The 24,059-nt window shown below is 68.0% G+C and carries 27 protein-coding genes; 15 read left to right on the top strand and 12 right to left on the bottom strand.

Going from position 1 to position 24,059, the window contains the following annotated elements:
* Nucleotides 1–45: 45 nt before the first annotated feature.
* The 3 genes from IEX50_RS11520 to IEX50_RS11510 form a co-directional block, all read right to left on the bottom strand.
* On the bottom strand, nucleotides 46–1,626 hold the full coding sequence (locus IEX50_RS11520; RefSeq protein ID WP_157176050.1) for a beta-helix domain-containing protein: 1,581 nt from the start codon (nucleotides 1,624–1,626) through the stop codon (nucleotides 46–48).
* A 170-nt stretch (nucleotides 1,627–1,796) separates the two neighbouring features.
* On the bottom strand, nucleotides 1,797–2,630 hold the full coding sequence (locus tag IEX50_RS11515; RefSeq protein WP_157176049.1) for a PDZ domain-containing protein: 834 nt from the start codon (nucleotides 2,628–2,630) through the stop codon (nucleotides 1,797–1,799).
* Nucleotides 2,631–2,658: 28 nt separating this feature from the next.
* Nucleotides 2,659–3,468: an N-formylglutamate amidohydrolase gene (locus IEX50_RS11510; RefSeq protein WP_198350636.1), complete on the bottom strand. Its 810-nt coding sequence runs from the start codon at nucleotides 3,466–3,468 to the stop codon at nucleotides 2,659–2,661.
* 16 nt (nucleotides 3,469–3,484) lie between these two features.
* Here IEX50_RS11510 and IEX50_RS11505 point away from each other — a divergent pair, with 16 nt between their 5' ends.
* From IEX50_RS11505 to IEX50_RS11495, 3 genes are read left to right on the top strand one after another with little or no spacing between them, the layout of a single operon-like run.
* A complete protein-coding gene (locus IEX50_RS11505) occupies nucleotides 3,485–4,372 on the top strand; it encodes a transglutaminase family protein (RefSeq protein WP_157176048.1) in 888 nt (295 codons plus the stop codon).
* Nucleotides 4,373–4,401: 29 nt separating this feature from the next.
* Nucleotides 4,402–5,232, top strand: coding sequence for a transglutaminase-like domain-containing protein (locus IEX50_RS11500; RefSeq protein ID WP_157176047.1), 831 nt, complete (start codon nucleotides 4,402–4,404; stop codon nucleotides 5,230–5,232).
* Nucleotides 5,222–7,219 carry a M3 family metallopeptidase gene (locus IEX50_RS11495; protein WP_229673929.1) on the top strand — a complete coding sequence of 666 codons (1,998 nt, stop codon included), beginning with the start codon at nucleotides 5,222–5,224 and terminating at the stop codon, nucleotides 7,217–7,219. The genes IEX50_RS11500 and IEX50_RS11495 overlap by 11 nt, the downstream gene beginning before the upstream one ends.
* A 174-nt stretch (nucleotides 7,220–7,393) precedes the next feature.
* On the opposite strand, the gene fumC is transcribed toward IEX50_RS11495, so the two are convergent.
* Together fumC and IEX50_RS11485 are read right to left on the bottom strand one after the other, a co-directional pair.
* On the bottom strand, nucleotides 7,394–8,785 hold the full coding sequence (gene fumC / locus IEX50_RS11490; protein WP_157176045.1) for a class II fumarate hydratase: 1,392 nt from the start codon (nucleotides 8,783–8,785) through the stop codon (nucleotides 7,394–7,396).
* Between the two features lie 175 nt (nucleotides 8,786–8,960).
* Nucleotides 8,961–9,440: an SspB family protein gene (locus IEX50_RS11485; RefSeq protein ID WP_157176044.1), complete on the bottom strand. Its 480-nt coding sequence runs from the start codon at nucleotides 9,438–9,440 to the stop codon at nucleotides 8,961–8,963.
* 73 nt (nucleotides 9,441–9,513) lie between these two features.
* Between IEX50_RS11485 and hisB the strand changes: the two genes are divergently transcribed.
* From hisB to IEX50_RS11445, 8 genes are all read left to right on the top strand, one after another.
* Nucleotides 9,514–10,110, top strand: coding sequence for an imidazoleglycerol-phosphate dehydratase HisB (gene hisB / locus IEX50_RS11480; protein WP_157176188.1), 597 nt, complete (start codon nucleotides 9,514–9,516; stop codon nucleotides 10,108–10,110).
* Between the two features lie 18 nt (nucleotides 10,111–10,128).
* Entirely contained in the window at nucleotides 10,129–10,413 is a 285-nt protein-coding gene (locus IEX50_RS11475; RefSeq protein WP_157176043.1) for a YciI family protein, read from the top strand.
* The gene (gene hisH / locus IEX50_RS11470) at nucleotides 10,410–11,021 is read left to right on the top strand and encodes an imidazole glycerol phosphate synthase subunit HisH (RefSeq protein WP_157176042.1); all 612 of its coding nucleotides are present in this window, start codon (nucleotides 10,410–10,412) and stop codon (nucleotides 11,019–11,021) included. The genes IEX50_RS11475 and hisH overlap by 4 nt, the downstream gene beginning before the upstream one ends.
* The gene (gene hisA / locus IEX50_RS11465) at nucleotides 11,018–11,749 is read left to right on the top strand and encodes a 1-(5-phosphoribosyl)-5-[(5-phosphoribosylamino)methylideneamino]imidazole-4-carboxamide isomerase (protein WP_157176041.1); all 732 of its coding nucleotides are present in this window, start codon (nucleotides 11,018–11,020) and stop codon (nucleotides 11,747–11,749) included. The genes hisH and hisA overlap by 4 nt, the downstream gene beginning before the upstream one ends.
* Nucleotides 11,750–11,831: 82 nt before the next feature.
* Nucleotides 11,832–12,626, top strand: coding sequence for an imidazole glycerol phosphate synthase subunit HisF (gene hisF, locus IEX50_RS11460; RefSeq protein ID WP_157176040.1), 795 nt, complete (start codon nucleotides 11,832–11,834; stop codon nucleotides 12,624–12,626).
* Nucleotides 12,623–12,943: a phosphoribosyl-ATP diphosphatase gene (locus tag IEX50_RS11455; RefSeq protein WP_157176039.1), complete on the top strand. Its 321-nt coding sequence runs from the start codon at nucleotides 12,623–12,625 to the stop codon at nucleotides 12,941–12,943. Before hisF ends, IEX50_RS11455 begins: the two co-directional genes overlap by 4 nt.
* A gap of 5 nt (nucleotides 12,944–12,948) precedes the next feature.
* On the top strand, nucleotides 12,949–13,326 hold the full coding sequence (locus tag IEX50_RS11450) for a histidine triad nucleotide-binding protein (RefSeq protein WP_157176038.1): 378 nt from the start codon (nucleotides 12,949–12,951) through the stop codon (nucleotides 13,324–13,326).
* Between the two features lie 115 nt (nucleotides 13,327–13,441).
* Nucleotides 13,442–14,974 carry an amino acid permease gene (locus IEX50_RS11445; RefSeq protein ID WP_157176037.1) on the top strand — a complete coding sequence of 511 codons (1,533 nt, stop codon included), beginning with the start codon at nucleotides 13,442–13,444 and terminating at the stop codon, nucleotides 14,972–14,974.
* 394 nt (nucleotides 14,975–15,368) lie between these two features.
* Here IEX50_RS11445 and IEX50_RS11440 read toward each other — a convergent pair whose 3' ends face one another.
* Nucleotides 15,369–16,367, bottom strand: coding sequence for an adenosine kinase (locus IEX50_RS11440; RefSeq protein ID WP_184075223.1), 999 nt, complete (start codon nucleotides 16,365–16,367; stop codon nucleotides 15,369–15,371).
* A 165-nt stretch (nucleotides 16,368–16,532) separates the two neighbouring features.
* On the opposite strand from IEX50_RS11440, the gene IEX50_RS11435 reads away from it, so the two are divergent.
* Nucleotides 16,533–17,354: a shikimate 5-dehydrogenase gene (locus tag IEX50_RS11435; RefSeq protein WP_184075225.1), complete on the top strand. Its 822-nt coding sequence runs from the start codon at nucleotides 16,533–16,535 to the stop codon at nucleotides 17,352–17,354.
* A 3-nt stretch (nucleotides 17,355–17,357) separates the two neighbouring features.
* On the opposite strand, the gene IEX50_RS11430 is transcribed toward IEX50_RS11435, so the two are convergent.
* From IEX50_RS11430 to IEX50_RS11405, 6 genes are all read right to left on the bottom strand, one after another.
* Complete coding sequence (locus IEX50_RS11430) at nucleotides 17,358–17,747, bottom strand: hypothetical protein (RefSeq protein ID WP_229673927.1); 390 nt, start codon at nucleotides 17,745–17,747, stop codon at nucleotides 17,358–17,360.
* Nucleotides 17,744–18,430, bottom strand: coding sequence for an EI24 domain-containing protein (locus tag IEX50_RS11425; protein WP_157176036.1), 687 nt, complete (start codon nucleotides 18,428–18,430; stop codon nucleotides 17,744–17,746). The genes IEX50_RS11430 and IEX50_RS11425 overlap by 4 nt, the downstream gene beginning before the upstream one ends.
* 117 nt (nucleotides 18,431–18,547) lie before the next feature.
* Nucleotides 18,548–19,492: a polysaccharide deacetylase family protein gene (locus tag IEX50_RS11420; protein ID WP_157176035.1), complete on the bottom strand. Its 945-nt coding sequence runs from the start codon at nucleotides 19,490–19,492 to the stop codon at nucleotides 18,548–18,550.
* Nucleotides 19,493–19,627: 135 nt separating this feature from the next.
* Entirely contained in the window at nucleotides 19,628–20,812 is a 1,185-nt protein-coding gene (locus IEX50_RS11415) for a glutathionylspermidine synthase family protein (protein WP_157176034.1), read from the bottom strand.
* 176 nt (nucleotides 20,813–20,988) lie between these two features.
* Nucleotides 20,989–21,723 carry a PspA/IM30 family protein gene (locus IEX50_RS11410; RefSeq protein ID WP_157176033.1) on the bottom strand — a complete coding sequence of 245 codons (735 nt, stop codon included), beginning with the start codon at nucleotides 21,721–21,723 and terminating at the stop codon, nucleotides 20,989–20,991.
* A 14-nt stretch (nucleotides 21,724–21,737) separates the two neighbouring features.
* The gene (locus tag IEX50_RS11405) at nucleotides 21,738–22,178 is read right to left on the bottom strand and encodes a YjfI family protein (protein ID WP_157176032.1); all 441 of its coding nucleotides are present in this window, start codon (nucleotides 22,176–22,178) and stop codon (nucleotides 21,738–21,740) included.
* A gap of 183 nt (nucleotides 22,179–22,361) precedes the next feature.
* On the opposite strand from IEX50_RS11405, the gene IEX50_RS11400 reads away from it, so the two are divergent.
* The 3 genes from IEX50_RS11400 to IEX50_RS11390 are packed head-to-tail and all read left to right on the top strand — an operon-like array spanning nucleotide 22,362 to nucleotide 24,028.
* Nucleotides 22,362–23,000 carry a DUF2491 family protein gene (locus IEX50_RS11400; RefSeq protein WP_157176031.1) on the top strand — a complete coding sequence of 213 codons (639 nt, stop codon included), beginning with the start codon at nucleotides 22,362–22,364 and terminating at the stop codon, nucleotides 22,998–23,000.
* Between the two features lie 37 nt (nucleotides 23,001–23,037).
* Complete coding sequence (locus tag IEX50_RS11395) at nucleotides 23,038–23,451, top strand: DUF350 domain-containing protein (protein ID WP_157176030.1); 414 nt, start codon at nucleotides 23,038–23,040, stop codon at nucleotides 23,449–23,451.
* A 13-nt stretch (nucleotides 23,452–23,464) separates the two neighbouring features.
* Entirely contained in the window at nucleotides 23,465–24,028 is a 564-nt protein-coding gene (locus IEX50_RS11390; RefSeq protein ID WP_157176029.1) for a DUF1190 domain-containing protein, read from the top strand.
* Nucleotides 24,029–24,059: the final 31 nt, after the last annotated feature.

The raw sequence follows: 24,059 nt of genomic DNA, 5'->3' as shown, positions 1-24,059 counted from the left end.
AGGGCGGGCGACGTGTTCACGTCACCCGCCCGGCGTCGGCGCAGCTCAGGTCGTCGGAAGGGCCGTGCAGGCGCTGCTGGACGCGCCGAACTGGGCGCGGTTGGAGTTGCAGCTCCAGCTGCGGAACCAGCCGTCATTGGCGTCGCGGACAGCGCCGATATAGTTGGTCGTCACCAGGAACGACGTGCCGGTCGGGTTCAGCGAAGCGGCGTTGAAGGCCGGGCGCGCCGTTTCGTTGGCACCGTTGACATACAGGCTGGCGAGCGTGGAGGTCGCCATCGCAAGGTTGTTGCTGCCGGCGTTGAAGAACGCCGCCTGCTGCGCATTGGTGACCGTCACGCCGGTCTGCGTCGTTTCAGCGAACGACGAAGCGCAGGCGAAGGACACCGAGTTGAACACCGGCGGGCCCTGATCCTCCAGCGCGGTGTTGGCGGCGCGGATCGTCGACGGGTCGGTCGCGCTGTTCGATGCCACGGTGTTCAGGCAGGCCGTCGGGCTGACCACGATGCCGTTCACGAAGGTAAAGTCGGCACCACCGCGGAGGCGGATGGCGGCGTTCGTGGCGGTCGAGGTGTGGATGAAGGTGAAGTTCGAGATGCGGCCGAACTGACGCGGCAGGGCGTCTTCGCTGCCGTTCGAGTCGATTTCCATCACATAGTTGTCAGTCTGCGTGTTGGTCGGCTTCTGAGCCGCGATCACGAACTGGATGAAGCCCTGATACCCGACGTCGGTGTCGAGCGAGTCGTCGTCCGCGCCGGTGACGATGAGGTAGCGCATGTTGGCGCGGCCGCCGAAGACCTCGATGCCGTCATCCGAACTGTTGTGGATCTGGACGTGGTCGATCGCAGTGCCGGAACCAACGCCGCCGAGAGTCAGGCCCTGCAACTCGTTGTTCGCGCTGATGACCGTGCCGGAGTAGCGGATTTGGACGTAGCGGAACACGCCGCTGGAGTCGGTCGCGACGTTGCCACCGTACAGCGCGTTGCCGGTGCCTTCGACCACGGCTTCGCAGTTCACCGCGCCGCCGGCGACAGTGGCGTTGCAGTTGCTGATCGGGGCGCGGCCGGACATGATGATACCGCCCCACTGACCCTGCGAGTCATCAGTTGCGGTGCCGCGAACATTCTGTTCCGACGTGAAGATGATCGGCAGCGATTCGGTGCCGTCGGCGACGATGCGCGAACCGCGGTTGACGACCATGTAGTCGTTGTCGGCGTTCGTCGTGTTGGCGTAGACCAGCGCGCCCGGCTCGACGGTCAGCGTGGCGCTGGACCCGCCGGCGGCATTGCCCGCACCGCCCAGATCGACGCCGACATCGACGCGGCCGTTCAGTTCATAGGCGGTGCCGGCACGGCGCGGCAGGGTCAGCGAACCGGTGATCAGGCCGGGGACGCGGCAGGACCGGTAGGAGCCAATCGTGCCGACGTCGGTGGTGCCCGTGGGGCAACCCGTGGCCGGGCCCGTCGTGGGGGTCGGCGTGGGCGTGGGCGTCGGGGTCGGCGTGGGGGTCGGCGTCGGCGTGGGCTGAATGATGACGCCTTCGCCCGGCGATGCGACATCGTCTGCGCCGCAACCAGCCAGGGCCAGCGCGGATCCGAGCAGCAGAATGGACTTGAAGGATGTCATGGTCGGCCCCTTTTGGTGTTCACGTCGTGCGCGACGGGCCACTCCGCGGATGCGGGTTCCACTGTTCGCTGACGCGGTGCCTAGGGCCGCTTCATGATGGTAATGTTACAACCGGGTAATCTCTTCTTAAGTGTGTCCCGGCTGCATCGCGGCTTCGTGCGACTCGCGGATCAGCGCGGCTGGACCTGCAATTCCTGTGTCTGGCCGCCCCTCCGAATGCGGAACACGACAGTGCTTGAGATCGCAGCTTCGTGCGCAAGCATCGCCATTTCGGTAGGTCCGTCGAACGCGCGGCCGTTGATGCCGGTGATGATGTCGCCCGGTTTCAGCCCCGCCTTCGCGAACAGCGGCGGCAAGGCGCGGACAGTGTAGCCGCGGTAGACGCCGTCCGCGCCGGGGGTGAGCGCTGCCTGGTACGCGACCGAATCCCGCATTTCGGATGCGGATGCGGCGGCGGGCACGGTGGGTGGCGGGAGCGGTGCTGCGGCCGCGGTCATGACCGTGGCGGGGCCGGGGTCCGCCTTGGCTGCGGCTTCCGACTGGAGCGGCATCCAGAAGCGTGTGGCGCCTGTGGTGAAGGTGGCGCGATCCGCCGCCACGCCGGTCAGCCGGGTGCCGGGTACGACATCCGTGCCGTTCGCGATCAGCGCACGCGTGCCGTCGCCGCGCGTGACAAGGATGCTGCCGCCGCCGGCACGCGTGGCGAAGGTGGCGTTGACCGACAGGCCGGGGATGCTGCCGCGCAGGATCGCGCCGGGCGCGACCGGTCCGACGGGGAGGGGCTGTGGCGGAGGCACCGGTGTGGCGAGCGCCGGCATCGGTGGTGGAGCGGGCAGCGGTGGCGGCGCGGTGGCGACGGTCGCCGCCGGTTCGGAGGGCGAGGTGGCCGCGTACGCCCCGATCACGGCCAGCGTGCCGACCGCCAGGATAATGCCCAGCCGCCGGTTGGCGGACGCCGGGCGCACGACACCGATCGGGTCGGAAGCAGCGGAGGGTGTCAACATCTGGAGCGGCTTATGACGTTACAATGACTTAATGGTGACGCATGCCGCAGGTCGCGTCGCCGCGCGCCGCTGCGGTCAGAACACGCGCCACGATCCCGCACCAGCGGTCGATCCCGGCGGCGTCGCCCAACAGATCCTGCCGCACCTCGAACTCCACATAGGGCAGCCCGGCGGCGAACGCGTGGCGTGGGATCGTATGATCGATGCGGTCCATCTTGTACGGTTCGTTGTCGCCGACGGTCAGCAGCGGATCGGCGTCAAGCAGCGACAGCACGGCGCGGGCGAAGCCGTCGTTGGCGCCGTCGTGCAGGATGCCGACGTGCCACGGGCGCTTGGTGCCGGCCATGACGGGGGTGAAACTGTGCAGCGCCACCAGCACGGTCGGCTGGCCGGCGGCGGTGCGGCGCGCGATCTCGGCGGCGATCGCGTCCTGGTAGGGGGCGTGGATTTCGTCCACGCGGGCGGCGCGGGCGGCGTCGTCCAGCCCGTGATTGGCGGGGATCGGCGTCTCGTCGCTGACTGGTACGACCGCGTTCGGCACCGCGCACGCATCCGGCGCGCGGTTGCAGTCGATCACCAGCCGCGAATAATTCTGCGCGATCCAGACCGCATCCAGATGGCGCGACAATTCCGCCCCCAGCGCCGCGATGCCGATGTCCCAGCCGATGTGACGGGCCCGTTCGGCGGCCGATACGCCCAGGTCGCCGAGGCTTTGCGGGATGGCGTTTCCGGCATGATCCCCTATCAGGAGGAAAGGGGCGGTGCCCGATGGGTTGCGGATCGCGACCGGATCGGGGTCGCCCGCGGACAACAGGGTATTCCATGCAGCCGTCGTCACGTCCGATCTCCCCATCATGCCGTTCCTGACCATCGCGCATAGCACCCGCTATGCCTATCGCCACCCGGTATCGTTCGGCGAACACCGCATCATGGTGCGCCCGCGCGAGAGCCATGACCAGCGCCTGATCGAGGCGCGGCTCGATATCACGCCCGCGCCTGCCAATCTGCGTTACATCCACGATGTGTTCGGCAATTCGGTGGCGATCGCGCGGTTCGACCGGCGCGCCCGCGAACTGCGGTTCGACAGCGTGGTGCGGATGGAACACAGCCCGGCTGGCGACCATGCGGTCGCGATCGAGGATTATGCCCGCGCATTCCCGTTCACCTATGCCGGCGAGGATATGCCCGACCTGCTGCGGTCGATCGAGCGCCAGCACCTCGACCCCGAACGGATCGTCGACAGCTGGGCGCGCAGTTTCGTGAAGGACGACCGGCGGACCGACACGGCCGAGATGCTGGCCACCATGACAGAGACGATCCGCCGTGAATTCACCTATGTCCCGCGCTACGAACAAGGGACGCAGAGCCCGATCGAGACGCTGAACCGCCGGCAGGGGACGTGCCGCGACTATGCCGTGCTGATGATGGAGGCGGCGCGTGCGCTGGGCCTCGCTGCGCGGTTCGTGTCGGGTTACGTCTACAGCCCGTCGCGCGGGGAGGGCCGCGTGGGGGGCGGCAACACGCACGCCTGGGTGCGGATCTTCCTGCCCGGATCGGGGTGGGTCGAATATGATCCGACCAACGGAATCGTCGGCAATCGCGGCCTGATCCGCGTCGCGGTGGCGCGCGATCCGATGCAGGCGGTGCCGCTGTCGGGCAGCTGGGCGGGCTTTCCCGGCAGCGATACCGGCATGACTGTCGACATTGCGGTTCATCTGGACGACGATACGGTCCCCGCTTGAACACAAGCGTCACTGGGAGACGTGCCATCATGCTGATCCGCACCGGTTACGACATCAGTTTTACCGCGAACCGGCCGACGCCGATGATGGCGATGCTGAGTATCCATCCGTCGCGCAGTCGCGACCTGACGACGCCGCACCGCATCACATCCGACAAGGATGTGCCGATGTACGATTACATCGACGGGTTCGGGAATGTCTGCACCCGGCTGGTGATTCCGGCGGGTGGCATTACCCTGTCGGCCGATTTCACGGTGCAGGACAGCGGGCTGCCCGATCGGGTGGTGCCGGATGCGCCGCAGGTGCCGGTGGCGGACTTGCCGGACGATATCCTCGTCTACCTGCTGGGCAGCCGATATTGCGAGACGGACCGGCTGTCGAACACCGCGTGGAACCTGTTCGGCAACACGCCGACCGGCTGGGCGCGGGTGCAGGCGATCGTCGACTTCGTCCATGACCATATCGAATTCGGATATCATCACGCGCGGTCGACCAAGACGGCGTGGGACGCGTTCCAGGAAAAGCGCGGCGTGTGCCGCGATTTCGCCCATTTGGCGGTCACGCTCTGCCGCTGCATGAACATCCCGGCGCGCTACTGCACCGGCTATCTCGGCGATATCGGCGTGCCGATGTCCGACGCGCCGATGGACTTCAGCGCCTGGTTCGACGTGTATCTGGGCGGCGAATGGTACACGTTCGACGCGCGGCACAATATTCCGCGGATCGGCCGCATCCTGATGGCCCGCGGTCGCGATGCGACCGATACGGCGCTGACCACCGTGTTCGGGCCGGCGACGCTCAGCCGGTTCGATGTCCATACCGACGAACTCCCTGCCGAGAGTACGCCCGATGTCCCTTAATCCCCTGCTTGCTGACTGGGACACGCCGTTCGGCGCGCCGCCGTTCGACCTGATCGAGGCCGGTCATGTCCTGCCCGCGCTGGAAATCGCGATGGCGGAAAAGATGGCGGAGATCCGCGCGATCGCTGACGCGACCGGGCCGGCGACGTTCGATAGCGTGATCGCGCCGCTCGAACGGTCGGGCGCCGCGCTGGCGAAGGTGGGGCGCGTGTTCTGGACGCTGTCGTCCGCGCACGGCGATGCCGGGATCCGCGCGATCGAGGCGGAGGTTTCGGAGCGGATGTCGGTGCACGGCACCGCGATCGCGCATGATCCCGCGCTGTTCGCGCGTGTCGCCGCGGTGTGGCAGGCGCGCGAGCTGGCCGGGCTGACCGCGGAACAGTTGCGGCTGGTCGACAATGTCTATCACGGGTTCATCAATGACGGGGCGGGGCTGGAGCCGGCGGACAAGGCGCGGTTCGCGGCGATCGATGCGCGGCTGGCGGCGTTGTCGGTGGCGTTCGGGCAGAATGTGATGGGCGCGGTCGGCGACTGGTCGCTGGTGGCGGACGAGGCGGAGGTCGACGGCCTGCCGCAGGCGGTGCGCGACGCCGCGGGCGCGCGGGCGGCGACGGAGGGGCTGGCCGGGCGCTACCGCTTCACGCTGGACCGCGGGGATTTCGAGGCGGTCACGACCTTTGCCACGAACCGCGAGCTGCGCGAGACGATGTGGCGGGCGTTTACGCAGCGCTGCGACGGTGACGCGTACGACAACAACCCGCTGGTGGCGGAGATCGTGGCGTTGCGGCGGGAGCGGGCGGCGCTGCTCGGTCACGCGACCTATGCCGACTACAAGCTGGTCGACAGCATGGCGGCATCGCCGGGTGCGGCACACGCGCTGCTGATGCGGTTGTGGGCGCCAGCGCGGGCGAAGGCGATCGCGGAGACCGCGACGTTGCAGCTGCTGGCCGACCGCGACGGCGTGACGATCGCGCCGTGGGACTGGCGGTTCTATGCCGAACAGGTGCGGCGCGAGGAATATGCCCTCGATGCGGCAGCCGTCCGCGCGCTGCTGCGCGTTGAGGCGGTACGTGCGGCGGCGTTCGATGTGGCGGGGCGGCTCTACGGGCTGCGCTTCGTCGCGCGGCCGGACGTGCCGGTCTACCACCCCGACGTCGCCGCGTGGGACGTGCGCGATGCGGCGGGCGAGGCGGTCGGGCTGCTCTACACCGATTATTTCGCGCGGCCGACCAAGCATGGCGGCGCGTGGATGGGGTCGCTCCGCGTGCAGGAGCGGATGGACGGGCCGGTGCTGCCGATCGTCTATACCGTCGCGAATTTCTCGAAGGCGCCGGTCGCAGCGGACAGCCGGCTGTCGCTGGACGAGGCGCGGACGCTGTTCCACGAATTCGGCCATGCGTTGCACGCGCTGCTGTCGAACGTGACCTATCCCAGCCTGGCCGGGACCGCGGTGGCGCGCGACTTCGTCGAATTCCCGAGCAAGTTCATGGAGCATTGGATCGTGGCACCCGAGGTGCTGCGCGGGTTCGGGATGGACGACGCGATGATCGCGGCGATCGGTGCCGGCGACGGGTTCGGGCAGGGTTTCTCGACCGTCGAGCTGACCGGGTCGTCGATCGTCGACCTGGCGTTGCACCGCGCGACCGAGCCGGTCGATGCGCCTGCGTTCGAGGCGGCGATGCTGGCCGAACTGCAGATGCCGGACGCGATCGTCCTACGCCACCGGCTGCCGCATTTCACCCATGTGTTCGATGGCGGCTATGCGGCGGCTTACTACAGCTACCTCTGGGCCGAGGTGCTCGACGAGGACGCGTTCGACAGCTTTGCCGAGCCGGGCCGCCTGTTCGACCGCGGACTGGCGGAGCGGTTCCGCGACGAGGTGCTGGCGCGCGGGGACAGCCGCGATCCGATGCTGTCTTTCGTGGCATTCCGCGGGCGTGGGCCGGACGAGGCACCGTTGTTGAGGCAGCGTGGGTTGGTGGGGTGATGACCCGCTGCCAAGCTTGACGGATCTGACCCCGTCCATGCTGAGTAGGGGCTGAGCCTGTCGAAGACCCGTATCGAAGTACGTTGAACTGGTCCTTCGGTACGCGTCTTCGACTACGCTCAGTCGCTACTCAGGACGAACGGAAAGCTCTAATCTAAAAGCTTTCCAATACGCTCAGCGCCCGAGCATCGTCTCCGCCCGCACGACGCGGTCGAACGTTTCCGCGTCGACCAGCCCAGACGCCAGCGCCGCCTCACGCAATGTCTGGCCCTCATGATGCGCGGTCTTGGCGATCTTGGCGGCGTTATCGTAGCCGATCTCGGGGGCGAGTGCGGTCACCAGCATCAGCGAGCGGTCGAGCAAAGCGGCGATGCGGTCGCGGTCGGGCTCCAACCCTTCCAGCGCGCGGAGGCGGAAGCTGTCCATGCCGACGCTGAGCAGGTCGATCGAGCGCAGGACGGCGGCGCCGATCAGCGGCTTGAACACGTTGAGTTCGAGATGACCCTGCAGGCCGCCGATCGTGGCGGCCATGTGGTTGCCCATGACCTGGGCGGCGACCATCGTCAGCATTTCGCACTGCGTCGGGTTGACCTTGCCGGGCATGATCGAGCTGCCGGGCTCGTTCTCGGGCAGGTGCAGTTCGCCGAGGCCGCAGCGCGGGCCGGAGCCGAGCAGGCGGATGTCGTTGGCGATCTTCGACAGCGACACCGCAAGCACGTTCAGCACGCCGGACAGTTCGACGAGCGTGTCGTGGCTGGCCAGCGCCTCGAACTTGTTCGGCGCGGTTTCGAACGGGAGGCCGGTCAGGTCGGCGAGTTCCGCGGCCACGGCAGGACCGAAATTGGCCGGTGCGTTGAGCCCGGTGCCGACCGCAGTGCCGCCTTGTGCGAGCCGGTAGAGCCGCGGCTGGACGCCCTCGACGCGGGCGATGCCGTCAGCGATCTGCTGCGCATAACCGGAGAATTCGTCGCCGAGCGTCAGCGGGGTCGCGTCCTGGAGATGGGTGCGGCCGATCTTGACGATCGAGTCCCACGTCTGCGCCTTGCCCGACAGTTCGGCGTGGAGTGCGCGGAGGGCGGGAAGCAGTGCGTCGTTGACCGCGCGGGCAGCGGCGATGTGGAGCGCGGTCGGGAAGCTGTCGTTCGACGACTGGCCCTGGTTGACGTGGTCGTTGGGGTGGACGGGGCTCTTGCCGCCGCGGGTGCCGGTGAGGACCTCGTTCGCGCGGCCGGCGATCACCTCGTTGACGTTCATGTTGGACTGCGTGCCGGAGCCGGTCTGCCAGATGACGAGCGGGAATTCCTGATCGAGCTTGCCGGCGACGATCTCGGCCGCGGCGGATTCGATGGCGTCGGCGATCTTCGCGTCGAGGCCGTGGAGCCGGTTCACGCGGGCGGCGGCCTGTTTCACCAGCGCGAGGCCGTGGACGATTCCGATCGGCATGCGTTCCTGCGCGCCGAACGGGAAATTGGCGATCGATCGCTCGGTCTGGGCACCCCAGTAGCGGTCGGCGTGAACTTCGAGCGGGCCGAAGCTGTCGGTTTCGGTGCGGGTCTGGCTGGTCATGCCGAACAAGCGTTCGGGGGCGGGTTGGGTTGCATTTTATGAGGTGACGCGCGTAGGCAGAGCGTCCGGCGGCGGTCCTTGAAACCTTGGATCCCGCATCAAGTCCGGGATACGCCCTATTCTAAAATGGCATCTCTTGGGATCGTAGGCGAGTAGCCACGCCCTGCCGACCGACTTACTTTTTCCGCGTGAAGTCCACCGAGACGACGTTGCTGCCATCCTCGATCGGTTCGGCGATCGGTGCGTCGTTGCCGGCGGGGGTCTGTTCGACGGCGTCGTCGTCGCCCTGCGCCTGGAATTGCAGCGCGAAGTTGACGGCGGGATCGACGAAGCCGGTGATTGCGGCGAACGGGATGACGAGCCGCGACGGGATTGAGTTGAACGACAGCCCGACCTCGAACTCGTCCGGGCGGACGATCAGGTCCCAGTAACGGTTCTGGATGACGATCGTCATCTCGTCCGGGAATCGTTCGATCAGGTGGCGCGGAATGTCCACGCCGGCCGCATGCGTCTTGAACGTGATGTAGAAATGATGGTCGCCGGGCAGGCCGCCGCCGCGTTCCACCTCACCCAGCACGCGGCCGACCACGGCGCGCAACGCCTCCTGGACGATCTCGTCATAGGGAATCAAGCTGTCGGGCGAGGTCTCGGTCATGGCTCGCTTGGTGAACGCGGGGCGCGGCGGGGTCAAGCGTTGCGTGGGGGCGGCGCTACGCTATAGCGGCGGCATGCGCACAGCCACCGTCCACCGCAAGACCAGCGAAACCGAGATCCGCGTCACGTTGAACCTCGACGGGACCGGCATCTATCACTGCCGCACCGGCATCGGGTTTCTTGACCATATGCTGGAGCAGTTGTCGCGCCATTCGCTGATCGACATGGACGTCGCGGCGACCGGCGACCTGCACATCGACCAGCATCACACGACCGAAGACGCCGGCCTGGCGATCGGCGAGGCGCTGACCCGCGCACTCGGCGACCGCAAGGGCATCCAGCGTTACGGCCATGCCTATGCGCCGATGGACGAGACGCTGAGCCGGGTCGCGATCGACATCTCCGGCCGGCCGTTCATGGTGTGGCGGGCGGAGTTCTCGCAGTCGAAGCTCGGCGATTTCGACACCGAGCTGTTCGAGCATTTCTTCCACTCGCTGGCGCAGACGGCGGGCATCACGCTGCACGTCGAGACGCTGTACGGGCGCAACAACCACCATATCGTCGAGAGCATCTTCAAGGCGGCGGCGCGCGCGCTGCGCTTCGCGGTGGAGGTGGACCCGCGCAAGGCCGATCAGGTGCCGAGCACCAAGGGTACGCTGGGCGGCATCTGACCGCTGGGAGACTTGTCGATGTTCGTGCTGACGCTGACGTATGTGGCGCCGCTTGTTGCGGTGGACGCCGAGATGGACGCGCATGTTGCGTGGTTGAAGCAGGGTTTTGCCGCCGGCGTGTTCGTGGCGGCGGGGCGGCAGATCCCGCGGACCGGCGGTATCATTCTCGCGCTGGGTGAGCGCGCGCTGATCGAGGAACTGGTGAAGACCGATCCGTTCGCGACCGCGGGTGTGGCGACCTACGCCGTGACCGAGTTCCGCGCGACGATGGTCGGCGACGGGTATGAGGGCTTGCAGGCGTGACGCTGGCGCTGATCGATTATGGCGCGGGCAACCTGCGCTCTGTGGAGAATGCGTTGCGCGCCGCGGGGTGCGACGATCTGGTCGTGACCGCCGATACCGATGTCGTGGCGGCGGCGGACCGGATCGTGTTGCCGGGCGTCGGCGCGTTCGGCGCGTGCATCGGTGCGTTGCGGGCGATCGACGGGATGGAGCAGGCGATGGCGGCGGCGGCGCAGACGCGCGGCGTGCCGTTCCTGGGCGTGTGCGTGGGGATGCAGCTGCTCGCGACGCAGGGCGAGGAGCACGGGGTCCACGCCGGGCTCGGCTGGATTCCGGGCAGCGTGTCGGCGATGGTGCCGGGCCCCGCGGCGCGGGTGCCGCATATGGGCTGGAACGACGTCGTGCCGGCGCGGCCGCATGCGATGCTGAGCCCGGGCGAGGCGTATTTCCTGCACGGCTACCGCTTCGATGCGGACGACGCCGCCGATGTGCTGGCGACGACGCAGCATGGCGGGCCGGTCACCGCCGCGGTGGCGCGCGACACGGTGATCGGCGTGCAGTTTCACCCTGAAAAGAGCCAGTCCTACGGGCTGGCGTTCCTGTCGCGTTTTCTGGAGTGGCGGCCTTGAGCATCATCATTTTCCCGGCGATCGACCTGAAACAGGGTCAGGTCGTGCGGCTGGCCGAGGGCGATATGGACCGCGCCACGGTGTATGGCGACGACCCGGCGCAGCAGGCGGAATCGTTCGCCGCGGCCGGGGCCGAGTGGGTGCATGTCGTCGACCTGGACGGTGCGTTCGCGGGTAAGGCAGTGAATGCGGCTGCCGTCGAGGCGATCGTTACGGCGTTTCCGGGCAAGGTGCAGCTGGGTGGCGGCATCCGCGACCGGGCGGGGATCGACCGCTGGCTGGCGCTGGGCGTCGAGCGGGTGGTGATCGGGACCGCGGCGCTGGAGGATCCGGAGCTGGTCCGGGCGGCGGCGCGCGATCTGCCGGGGCGGATCGTGGTGGCGGTGGACGCGCGCGACGGCATGGTCGCGACGCGCGGCTGGGCCGATGTGTCCGACGTGCCGGTGGCGGACATGGCGGAGCGGTTCCGCGATGCGGGGGTGGCGTCGTTGCTGTTTACTGATGTCGGGCGCGACGGGATGATGCGCGGGTGTAATATCGAGGCGACGGTCGCGCTGGCCCGCAAGACACGGATCCCGGTGATCGCGAGCGGTGGCGTGACAGATATCGGCGACGTGCTGGCGCTGGCACGGCTCGCGTCGGAGGGGATCGAGGGCGTGATTACCGGGCGCGCGTTGTATGACGGGCGGCTCGATCTGGGCGAGGCGCTCCGGGTCGGGCGGGCGTGATGGTACCGATGGCGTCTCCTGCTCCCTCCCCCCGTGGGGGGGAGGGCTATGATTTCATGCCCGCTGCGCTCGGGTTCTTCGCATGACAGTCCGCACGCGTATCATTCCGTGTCTCGACGTTGCCAACGGGCGCGTTGTGAAAGGCGTCAACTTTGTCGACCTCGCGGACGCGGGCGATCCCGTGGCGCAGGCGCGCGTCTATGACGCCGCGGGCGCGGACGAGTTGTGCTTCCTCGACATCGGCGCAAGCCATGAAGGTCGCGGGACGATCCTCGACGTCGTCGCGCGGACGGCGGCGGTGTGTTTCATGCCGCTGACCGTTGGCGGCGGGGTGCGCAGTGCGGCGGATGCGCGCGCGCTGCTGCTCGCCGGCGCGGACAAGGTCGCGGTGAACAGCGCGGCGGTCGAGCGGCCCGAACTGGTCGCGGAGATCGCCGACCGGTTCGGCGCGCAGTGCGTGGTCGGGTCGATCGACGCGCGGCGGTCGGGCGACGGGTGGGAAATCTTCACCCATGGCGGGCGGCGCGGCACGGGGATCGACGCGGTGGCGCATGCGGTGCGGCTGGCCAAGCTGGGTGCGGGCGAACTGCTCGTCACGTCGATGGACCGCGACGGGACGCGCGACGGATACGACCTGGCGCTGACCCGGACGATCGCGGACGCGGTCAACGTGCCGGTCATCGCCAGCGGTGGCGTGGGCACGCTCGACCATCTGGTCGACGGCGTGGTCGAGGGGCATGCCAGCGCGGTGCTGGCCGCGTCGATCTTCCATTTCGGGCAGCATACGATCGCGGACGCCCGCGCGGCGCTGGCGGCGGCGGGGTTGCCGGTCCGCCGCTTGACGGGCGCGGGCGCGGCGGGGAGGGTGGACGCATGACCGAGACGCTCGCCCGCCTGGAAGCCACGATCGCCGCTCGCCGCGGCGGCGACCCCGACGCATCCTATGTCGCGCGGCTGTTCGCCAAGGGTACGCCAAAGATCGCGCAGAAGGTGGGCGAGGAGGCGGTCGAGGCGGTGATCGCGGCGGTGGCGGGCGATCGCACCGACCTGGTCGGCGAGGCGGCCGACTTGCTGTTCCACCTGACCGTGCTGCTCGCCGACGCGGACATCCCGATCGCCGAGGTCATGACCGAGCTCGACCGCCGCGAAGGGCTGTCCGGCCTTGCCGAGAAAGCCGCCCGCACAGAGGACTGACCGCCATGCCGATCGACGCGACGTTGCCTTATGATGACGACAATATCTTCGCGCGGATCCTGCGCGGGAAGATCCCGGCGAAGCGGGTGTACGAGGACGCGCATGCGCTGGCGTTCCACGACATTGCTCCGCAGGCACCCGTGCATGTGCTGGTGATCCCCAAGGGGCGTTATGTGTCGTGGGACGATTTTGCCGCGACGGCGGACGACACGGAGATTGCCGGCTTCGTGCGCGCGGTGGCGACCGTCGCGCGTGAGCAGGGGCTGGTTGAGCCGGGATACCGGTTGCTCGCCAATGTCGGCAGCCACGGGGGGCAGGAGGTGCCGCATCTGCACGTCCACCTGTTCGGCGGGCGGGCGCTTGGGCGGATGGTGGCGGAATAGCCACGCTTTTCGCAGCAATGCTTAGCCTATTGCGCGATGCGGAATAGCGGTTAGTCTTTCTCCTTTAAGCCGGAGCGGATCAGCCGCGCGTACCGGCAATGGGGGACTGGGCAGAATGATATTCGGGCGCGTTAAGTCGCTGGACGCCATCCTGGCGACGGCGGAGAGGAAATCGCTGCACCGATCGCTGGGGGCGCTGCAGCTGACGTTGCTGGGCGTCGGGGCGATCATCGGGACCGGCATCTTCGTTCTGACGTCGGAGGCCGCGCAGAAGGCGGGCCCCGGCATGATGATCAGCTTCATCATCGCGGGTGCGGTCTGTGCCGTCGCGGCTTTGTGCTATTCCGAACTGGCGTCGATGGTGCCGGTGTCGGGCTCCGCCTACACCTATACCTATGCGTCGCTTGGCGAGCTGCTCGCCTGGACGGTCGGCTGGGCGCTCGTGCTGGAATATGCAGTGGCGGCCAGTGCGGTCGCGGTCGGGTGGTCCGGCTATTTCGTCGGGCAGATGCGCGGCTGGTTCGGTGTCGAGATGCCGTTGTCGCTGATCGCCGGGCCTTATGCCGGGGGGATCATCAACCTGCCGGCGGTGATCATATCGCTGGCGATCACGGGCCTGCTGATCATCGGCACCAGCGAGAGCGCCAAGGTGAACGCGGTGCTGGTCGGCATCAAGGTCACCGCGCTGACGCTGTTCATCGTGCTCGCGTTGCCGGTGATGCGGATGGAGAATTTCGAACCGTTCGCGCCGCAGGGCTGGATGGGGGCCGGCGGATCCGGCGTGATCGGGGCGGCCGCGTCGATCTTCTTCGCCTATGTCGGGTTCGACGCGGTGTCGACCGCGGCGGAGGAGACCAAGAACCCGCAGCGCAACGTGCCGCTGGGCCTGCTCGGCAGCCTCGCGATCTGCACGATCTTCTACATGCTGGTGGCATCCGGCGCGATCGGATCGCCGCTGGGCGCGCAGCCGGTGCTGAACGCGGCCGGCCAGTGGCTGGCGCCGGGGTCGACCGAACTCGCCGCGCGCTGCGCTACAATCAGCGCCGCCGGTGTCGAGCCGCTGGCGTGTTCGAAGGAAGCGCTGGCACATGTGCTGCGCGAGATCGGCTATCTGAAGATCGGGAATCTGATCGGCCTGGCGGCGTTCCTGGCGCTGCCGTCGGTGATCCTGGTCATGATCTTTGGCCAGACGCGGATGTTCTTCGTGATGTCGCGCGACGGGCTGCTGCCCGAGAAGCTGTCGACGATCCATCCGAAGTGGAAGACGCCGCACATCATCACTGCGATCACCGGGATCGGCGTGACGCTGGCGGCAGCGTTCCTGCCGGTCGGCAAGCTGGCCGATATCGCCAATGCGGGCACGCTGTTCGCGTTCCTGATGGTGGCGATCGCTGTGCTGCGGCTGCGCAAGACGCATCCGAACGTGAAGCGCGCGTTCCGCGTGCCGGCGGTGTGGCTGGTCGCGATCCTGACGATCTTGGGTTGCGTCGGGCTGTTCCTGGCATTGCCGAGCGACGCGCAGCTGGTGCTGCCGGTGTGGGGTGCGGTCGGGCTGCTGCTGTACTTCGCCTATGGCTACCGCAAGAGCCACGTGGCGCGCGGGCTGGACGTGGTGCCGGACGCACCGAAGACGCCGGGGGCGTTTTAAGGTCAGGTCCGGAATCTCGCCCGGTTCGCGCGATGAATCGCGAACCGGGCGGACCGGTGGGTGGTTATGGGGTGCAGCCGGTTTCGGCGGAGCGCTCCACTAAATTTGGTGCGGTCGCCAACAGGGCGCAGGGCCTATCCGTCGCTTTTTGGGAAGTGCGGCCGGCCTCCGGCCTGACCAGCTTTGGCCATATCCTTGGGGGCTGTTGTCACTGAGCCAAGGCGCGGCTGGCATGGCCGACAATCGGGGCCATCATGTGTTGATCCGCGACACCTTCCCGCGCGTACGGGACTGGCTCGCGTGACGCTCGTCTTCGATATCGTGTTGGTGGTGCTGTTGCCCCAACCCCCTCCCCCTCCCCTGAAGGGGAGGGGGCTTTTGGTTTCGTTTGGCGTCAGCCCAGGCGGGCGGTGACGAGCGCGTTGAGGTCGGTTTCGGGGCGCGCGCCGTAGTGGCTGATGACTTCGGCGGCGGCGACCGCGCCCATCGTCAGGCTGTCGGCGATCGAGCGGCCCTTGGCCTGGCCCGCGAGGAACCCGGCGGCGAACAGGTCGCCCGCGCCGGTGGTGTCGACGATGCGGTCGATCGGTTCGGCGGCGACTTCGTGGCGGGTCGTGCCGTTCTCGATCGCGATCGCGCCGTCGGCACCGCGGGTGACGACGAGGATGGGCACGGACTTGGCGATCTTGGCCAGCGCGGCTTCGAAATCGTCGAGTGCGGCGAGCGCGACCAGCTCTTCCTCGTTGGCGAACAGGATGTCGATGTCGCCGGCCTCGACCATCGCGACGAAATCGGCGTGATGGTTGAGGATGCAGAACGTGGCGGAGACGCCGAGCGCGACCTTGCGGCCGGCGGCGCGGGCAATGCGGATCGCGTCCTGCATCGCGGCGCGCGGCTCGGCCGGATCCCAGAGGTAGCCCTCGAGCAGCAGCACGGCAGCCGATTCCACGAGCGCGCGGTCCGCGGCGCTGGTCGGCAGGAACTGCGCGGCGCCGAGGAAGGTGTTCATCGTGCGCTGGCCATCTTCGCTGACCAGGACGAGGCAGCGGCCGGTCGGGACCGATGCGTCGCGCGCGGGCACGTCGAACGCGATGCCTTGCGCGCGGATGTCGTGGACGAACACGGCGCCGAGCTGATCGTCGGCGACCTGGCCGATGAAGCCGCAGGACGCGCCCATCATCGCGGCACCGGCGAGCGTGTTGGCGGCGGATCCGCCGCTGACTTCGCGACCCGGGCCCATGCCGGCGTAGAGGCTTTCGGCGCGCGGCGCGTCGATGAGCTGCATCTGGCCCTTCACCATGCCCTCCTGCGACAGGAAGGCGTCGTCGGTGGCGGCGATGACGTCGACGATGGCGTTGCCGATCGCGAGAATATCGAGCGTGGGGGCGGTCAAGGCGGTCTCCGGTGGCTGCGTTGGTTGGGATCGCGCCTAGGCGGACGCGGCGGGGTTGTCGAGCGTGGTGGTGGGTTTGGAGGGGAACTGTCGAACGGGTCGGCTTTGCATTTTAGCGGGGAACGCGGGATGAGGCGGCGACGAACCGACGAAGGAGACCTGCCCATGAAACCCGCGATCGGCCGCGATACGATGATGTGCATGTCGCTGTCCGCGCGGCCGGGCAATTTCGGGTCGCGGTTCCACAATCACCTGTACGAGGCGATGGGGATCGACGGGGTCTACAAGTCGTTTTCGACCACCGATCTGCCCGGCGCGGTGGCGGGGATCCGCGCGCTGGGTATTCGCGGCTGTGCCGTGTCGATGCCATTCAAGGAGGCGGTGATCGCGCTACTCGACGATCTCGACGCGTCGGCGAGGGCGATTGATTCGGTCAATACGATCGTCAACGATGGCGGGCACCTGACCGGGTACAACACGGATTACGGCGCGGTGCGGACGCTGGTGACGCGGTCCGGGGTCGCGGCGGACACGCCGTTCGTGCTGCGCGGCAGCGGTGGGATGGGGAAGGCGGTGGCCGCTGCGTTGCGCGATGCGGGGCAGACGCAGGGCACGATCGTGGCGCGCAACGCGGACGCGGGGCGGCGGCTGGCGGAGCAATACGGGTTCGGCTGGGTCGCGGAGCTGACCGATGCGCCGCCGGCTGGGATGCTGGTGAACGTTACGCCGATCGGCATGCGCGGCGGGAACGAGGGCGCGCTGGCGTTTCCGGAGGCGATGATCGCGCAGGCGATGCTGGTGTGCGATGCAGTCGCGGTGCCGGTCGAGACGCCGTTGCTGGCCGCGGCGGCGCGGCACGGCGTCGCGCGGATCACGGGCGAGCAGATCGCGGTGTTGCAGGCGCTGGAACAGTTCGTGCTCTATACCGGGCAGACGCCGAGCGATGCGCAGGTGGCGGCGGCGGCTGCGTTCGCCGCGGCCGGTTAGCGCCTATTCCCGGCTGAGCATCGCGAGGCAGGCTGCGCGGTCATAGTCGGCGCCGGCGGGGGTGCGGGCGTCGACCCAGGTGACGACCGGCTTGCCGTTGCCCTTGGGGTAGAGATAGGTGTCGAGCACGCAGGCGGGGCCGACGAACTGTAGGCGCCGGCCGCGATCCTCGCGCTGGTCCTGGTCGGGGGTGCCGAGCAGCGCCACGACCGCGTCGGCGTCGCGGCCCATGACGCGTTCCAGCCCGGCCGGGTTGATCACTGTCGCGCGGGACGGCGCCTGGGCCACGCCCGGCTTGACCGGTGCGGTGGCGCAACCGGCGAGCGCGAGCAGGAGGGCAGCCCCGCATGCGCCGGCCGTGCGATGGAAGGTCCGCCGGGTCGTCATGGTCATCGCCGTCTCCGGTGGTACAGATGCGTCGCCATCGCGGCACCCAGCACGGGCGCCAGCAGGTTGACGACCGGAACCACGAACAGCACCGCCGCGACAAGCCCCAGCGGCAGCCGCACGCCGCGCGTCGTGCCCAGTTCGGGTTTAATCGCGGCAGGCGGCAGATGACGCACCGCGACCATCTCCCACAGGTCGCGGCTGAGCGCGAAGCCGTTCACCGCCACGACGAGCAGCAGCGGCCCGATGCCGGTGACAAGCAACACGATGTAGAAGGGTGCAGCGAGCAGATTGTAGCCGAGCAGCCGGAGCGCAGACCGCAGCCCCATCACCGCACCGCGCGCCCAGCCGGGGGCGCGTGCCGCCGTGGCCGCCGCGGGATAATGCCGCCGCTCAACCGCCGCGACGATCTCGTCCGAAAACGCCCCGATGACGCCGATCGCGATGGCAGGAAACAGCAGCCAGACCGCGACGACCAGGAACAGCAGCGTGCCGACCGTGCCCAGATCGCGCGTGCAAAGCTCGTAGGACGCGACCGCGACGCAGCTGTCGCTGCCGACGATCAAGGCATGCAACGCGTAGCCGACGCCCGCGAACAGCATCAGCGTGACGAGCAACGACAGCCCCAGCACACGCAGGATCGCCCGGTCGCCCAGTTGCCGGATCGAAAGCAGGAGGGCGGCGATCATTCGGCAGAGTATCCTGTTGTTGAGTTCGGCACCGGCGGCGGCCGATCGGCGGTGCGGGCATATCACCGGATCGGACGCTGCTCCACCGGTGGCGTCGGTCCTGCCCGGCCCGCGATGCTACAGTCCGCGCGCGTCCATCCGCGGTGCCTCGTAATCGCCATCCTCGCCCGGATAGCGCAATTGACCTGCGAAGCGGCCGTCCGCCTTTGCCAGCGACCAGATGAGGCTCTGCCCGGCTGGCAGGGTGTCCGGTTTCAACGCGAGAGTCGACGATGCGAAGGCGGTTTCGGCGTCGACGAGCCGCCAGCCCCGTGCGCGGAACATGGCAAGCATGTCGTCGAGGAAGAGTCCGGTCGTCAGCCGGTGATGCAGCAGGATCGTGTGATCGATCGAGTGTCCGAAAAGCGATCGGGCGAGCCCGTCGTAGAAGGTCGCCCGTTCCCACACATGGTCGAGGTAGAAGCGCCGATAGGGTGCGATCGCGCTGCGCGGATCGACCGCCAGCCGCGCCTTCAAGCGGTTGTCGATGCACCAGTCCGACGTGTCGATGGTCACCGGCGCGTTGCGATATCGGTGGCGATCGAGCAGCGCGCGCATCGCGTCGCGCCCGGTCGCAGTCTTGCCTTCCGCGAGATAGGGGAAACGGAAGAGCCTGCGAAAGCCGGCGTAGCGTGACAGCAGGGGCTCGCAACGCAGGATGTCCGCCATCAGCCCGGCGGGATCCTGCCCGCTGAAATAGCGATGCGAGAAACTATGGTTGCCCAGGATATGCCCCTCGTCCGACCAGCGCGTCAGAATGCGGGGGGCGAGTGTGGCGTCGACATATTTGCCGGCGACGAACCCGGCCGCCTTCACCCGGTGACGCCGCAAGGCCGCAAGGATCGCCGCGTCGCGCTCCGATCCGCTGAGCAACGGCGTGTCCGACAGGTCGAAGTCGTCGATGGTGACGGCAATGCCGGGGGTCGCCGCGGCCCGCCCGCGGTCGGGCCGTGCGCAGCCGGCGACAAGGCCGGAGGTAGCGAGCCCGGCAAGCAGGGTTCGACGATCGGGATGAACGGCCATTCCGCATGATGCGAGCCATGGAGTCGTCTGGCAATCTCAGCCGATGGGTTTCGTCAGGCTCCGGATCGGTCTGACGACCTTCGATCTGTCACCCGCATCACAGGTTCTGCAGCGCGTGCCCTGGCACGACACACGCTACGGCTGCGGCAAAGGCTCCGCCGGCCCGATATAGTGCGGTACGAAACGGGCCAGGTTGCGGGTGATGGCGTGGTCGTCCTCGCGGATGCCGATGCCGGCGGGCTGGTCGCCGACGATCCAGGCGCCGATCACCGGGTAGCGGCCGTCGAATTCGGGGGGCATGCAGAGCGCCTGGCGGATGTGGCCTTCGGCGCCGTAGCCTTCGTCGAGGACGGTTTCGGACGCGCCGGCGCGGACCAGTTCGATGTTGGCCCCTTCGCGGGAGAAGAGCGGCTTGCGGACATAGTCTTCGCCCAGTGCCACGGCCGCGGGGTCGTTGTCGAAGAAGGCGGGGAGGAGGTTCGGGTGGTCGGGGTGGCGTTCCCAGAGCAGCGGCAGGATGCCCTTGTTCGACAGGATCGACTTCCACGCCGGTTCGATCCATCGGACGCCCGCGGCGGTCAGGCTGGGGGCGTAGGGCTCGCGGAACATGTCCTCCCACGGGTACAGCTTGAACGCCGCCTGGATCTCGTCGCCGGCATCGTCGACGAATTGGCCGGTTTCGTTGAGCCCGATCGCGTTCATCGCGACGAACTTCGGTTCGATCCCGACTTGGCTCGCCAGATCCTCGAAGAACCGGACGGTCTGGCGGTCCTCGATCGACTGCGGCTCGGCGGCGAAATGGACGTAGCCGCCGGTCGGGAAGATCGCCTTGAACCGGTCGCGGAGTGCCTCGAACAGTGAATTGAACTGGTCGCTGCCGGCCGGGAGCGCGCCGGTGGAGAGGCGTTCTTCCAGCCAGATCCACTGGAAGGTCGCGCATTCGAACACCGCAGTCGGGGTGTCGGCGTTGTATTCGTAGAGCTTCGGTGGCCCCGAGCCGTCATAGGCGAAGTCGAACCGGCCGTAGAGCGAGGGATCGCGTCGCGACCAGCTGTCGCGCACGAACTGGCGCTGCTCGCGCGGGATGGCGAGGCGGTCCATCAGCGCGTCGTGGCGGCAGACCTCCTCGACCAGGTCGAGGCACATACGGTGAAGCTCTTCGGCCGCGGGTTCGAGGACGTCCTCGATCTCCGTCATCGAGAAGACATAGGCCGCGGTCTCGTCCCAGTACGGCGCGCCGTCGGTGGCGTGGTAGACGAAGCCGATCGCGTCGGCCTTGGCCTGCCAGTCGGGACGCGGGGCGAGGGGGATGCGGCGCATGTTCGGTGTCCTTCACCTCATCTTCCGTTCGGTTCGAGCCTGTCGAGAACCTTCGCCGCGGAGGGGAAGGCTGTTCTCGACAGGCTCGAACCTAACGGCGGTCTGCGGGCGGGGGTGGGGCCGTTCTCGACAGGCTCGAACCGAACGGGGAGCGGTGGGGTCCGGCCGGTGAGAGCCTACTCCGCCTTGTCGGTGTCGCGCGTGGCCTCCAGCCGCAGCGGTTCCGACTTCGGCGCCGACAGGCGCGCGAGCACGTCGTCGGCCGAGGACTGGCCCGGCGCGATGCCGGCGAGACGGAGCTTCTCGTCGAGGTCGGCGCCGGTGCGCATGTCTTCGAGTTCGTTGGCGGCGTTGATCCGTTCGCCGCGGATCGCCTGGCGTTCGCGGATGCGGGCCAGGCTGTCGGCGGCCGAGCCGAGCGAGTTGCCCGCGCCCGAACCGCGGGCGGCGACGGAGGCCTGCGCCTTCTGGACGCTCTCGTTCACCTTCACCACCTCGACCTCGCGGCGGAGCTGTTCGATCTTGCGATCGGTCGCGGCGATGGTCGTGTGGATCTTGCCTTCGGCTTCCTTCATCGCCTCCAGCTGCGGCGTCTTGAGCGCGATGTCCTGTTCCAGGTCGGCAACCCGCTGCGCCACCTGGCGGGCGAGGTCCATATTGCCCTTGTCCATCGCCGCCTTGGCCGAGGACATGTACTTTTCGACCTGCGCGCGGAAGCTGGCCACTTCCTGTTCCAGGATGCGGCGGCGGGCGACGAGGCCGGCCATGTCGTCGCGCGCCTTGCCCTGCGCATTGTCGGCGTCGCGGATCTCCTGGTCCAGGATGCGCAGCGCGTTGGCGTCGACGATCGCGCTCGACGCCTCATGCGCGCCGGCGCGGCCCAGGGTGAACAATTTACTCCAAATGGCCATGGACGTTGCTCCGGTCAGTGCGATGAGGGGACGAAGGCTTCGCGTAGCGGCCCGGCGGCCTCGATCGCGTTTTCGGCGAGCATGCGAAGTTCGATGAGGACGGTGTCGAGCGGACTGCTGACCGCGAGTTCGCCGAACAGTTCGTAATAGTCGCGGCCGTCGACCATGCCGATGCCGAAGTTCGACAGCGGCACGAGCTTCTGCGTCTTGAGCAGATATTCGTTGAACGCCGGCCGGTCATGCTGTTCGTCGCATGGCCAGAGTAGTACGGAGGCCGCGATCTGTGCATCCGAGACGTTGACGAACAGTTCGAGGTCGCCGTGCTGGTGCATGGTGACGAGCAGCACGGGGTCGCTGCCTTCGATCATGTGGACGCTGAATTCCCCGTCGGCGACGGGGGCGCAGCGGTCGAGTGCCGCCTTCAGCGAGCGGACGGTCCAGGCGGTGTCGGTCATGGGGGCAGGCTCCGCGGTTTGGTCGTCAGCTACATAGGGGGTTGCGGGCGGCTGGGGTAGTGGGTGCCGCGCGCCGTCTCCATCATTGCGCATGGGATCGGCGCCCAAGTTGTGGCCCGGCGAGGGCTTTGCTTCGTTCACCCCACGTTCTATGCCTGCACCCGGCGGATTGGAGTCTCCTGCATGTTCGATCGTCTGTTCGGCCGCGAGAAGGCGCCGGAGAATGCGTTGCCGGTGATCCGCAACGTCACGCTGGGGCGGACGGTGATGCTCGATCCGCTCGCGTGGCGGCGGTTCGGCGATACGCTGAAATTCCCGTTCGATCGCGATACGTTGCAGATCGTGGCGCAGGGTCTGGTCGAGCTGACCGACGGCAGTTTCGTGCACCGTTTCTATACCGAGGACGACATCATGTTCCAGGCGGTGTCGACCGACCGCGCGGGGCAGGACGTGACCGACGTCACGCTGTTCGCGCCGTGGGACAGCGCCTATCCCGGCTCCGCATCGGAACGCGCGCCGTGGATCCGGCGGCTGTCCGCACCGGTGTTCACGGCACCCGGCCTGCCCGACTATACGCGGTTCTGGTTCGGGCCGGATGCGCCGGTGCAGGATCCGGTGACGTTCTGGGAGGATATTCACGACGACCGCGACGGCGTGGTCGACCGGCGGATCTTCCAGAAATGCATGCTGTTCGCGCGGGAGCTGGACGAGCCGGACGCGCGCGAGCTGCTGCTCGCGATCGAACAGCAGAGCGAGGCCGGCGAGGTATCGTTCGAGATCATGCTGGGCGTCGCGCTGGAACTGGGCGAGTTCAAGGCCTGACAGGTATAAGGCCTGACGGGCATACGGGGGGAAGACGATGTTTCAGGATTATGGTTTCGGGGCGAGCGCGGCGGCGTTCCTGATCGCGTTCGCGGCGGCTGGCGTGCTGACGATCGCGTTCAAGCTGATCTACCAGGCGGCGACGCCGTACAACGAACGCACGCTGATCCGCGAGGGCAATGTCGCGGCGGCGCTCACGCTGGGCGGCGCGCTGATCGGTTATGTCCTGCCGGTCGCCTCCGCACTGGAACATACCGTTTCGCTGGTCGAGTTCGGCGTGTGGGCGGTGATGGCCGGCGTGATCCAGATCGTCGCGGTCACCGTCGTGCGGATGATCGTGATGCGCGATTTCAGCGACCGGATCGTGCGCGGCGAAATGGCGGCGGCGATCTATATGGCAAGCATCTCGATCAGCATCGGCGTGCTCAACGCCGCCTGCATGACGGCCTGAGGAGGTCATGGCGATGAAGCGTTCCCGGACGATCGTGCTGACATCCCTGATGGCGGGGGCAGGCGTCTCGCTCTCCGCCTGCGACGGCGACGATCCCGGCGGCAAGCCGGTGGAGGCGACGAGCTACACCTCGGTCGCGGCGTGCAAGGCCGACGCGCAGATGACGCCCGAGGCGTGCGACAAGGCCTATGCCGATGCGCAGAAGGCGAACGAGACGAACGCGCCGCGGTTCGACCAGCGCCAAAGCTGCGAGGAACAGTACGGCGTCGACCAGTGCGTGCCGCGCAACAACGGCAGCTTCTTCACGCCGCTGCTGACCGGGTTCATCGTCGGCCAGGCGCTGAGCAACATGGGTGGCGGCGGGTATCGCGGTGCGCCGATGTATCGCGATCGCTACGGCAGCTATTATGGCGGCGGTGGCGTGCCGTTCGGACGCGACTATGTCAGCGGCCGGACGCGGATCGGGTCGAACGCGTTCAACCCGACGGTGCGGGCGCCGACGCGGATCCAGTCGCGGAGTTCGGTCATCTCGCGCGGCGGCTTCGGCGGCGGTGGCGGGCGGAGTTTTGGCGGCTGATTTGATCGCGGGGTGATGCTGGGCCGGCGCT

The sequence above is a fragment of the Sphingomonas prati genome, assembly GCF_014643515.1.
In the GTDB taxonomy this organism is placed as follows: Bacteria; Pseudomonadota; Alphaproteobacteria; order Sphingomonadales; family Sphingomonadaceae; genus Sphingomonas_R; species Sphingomonas_R prati.
Note: the sequence above shows the minus strand (reverse complement) of the source record. Positions and strands in the feature narration are given on the sequence as shown.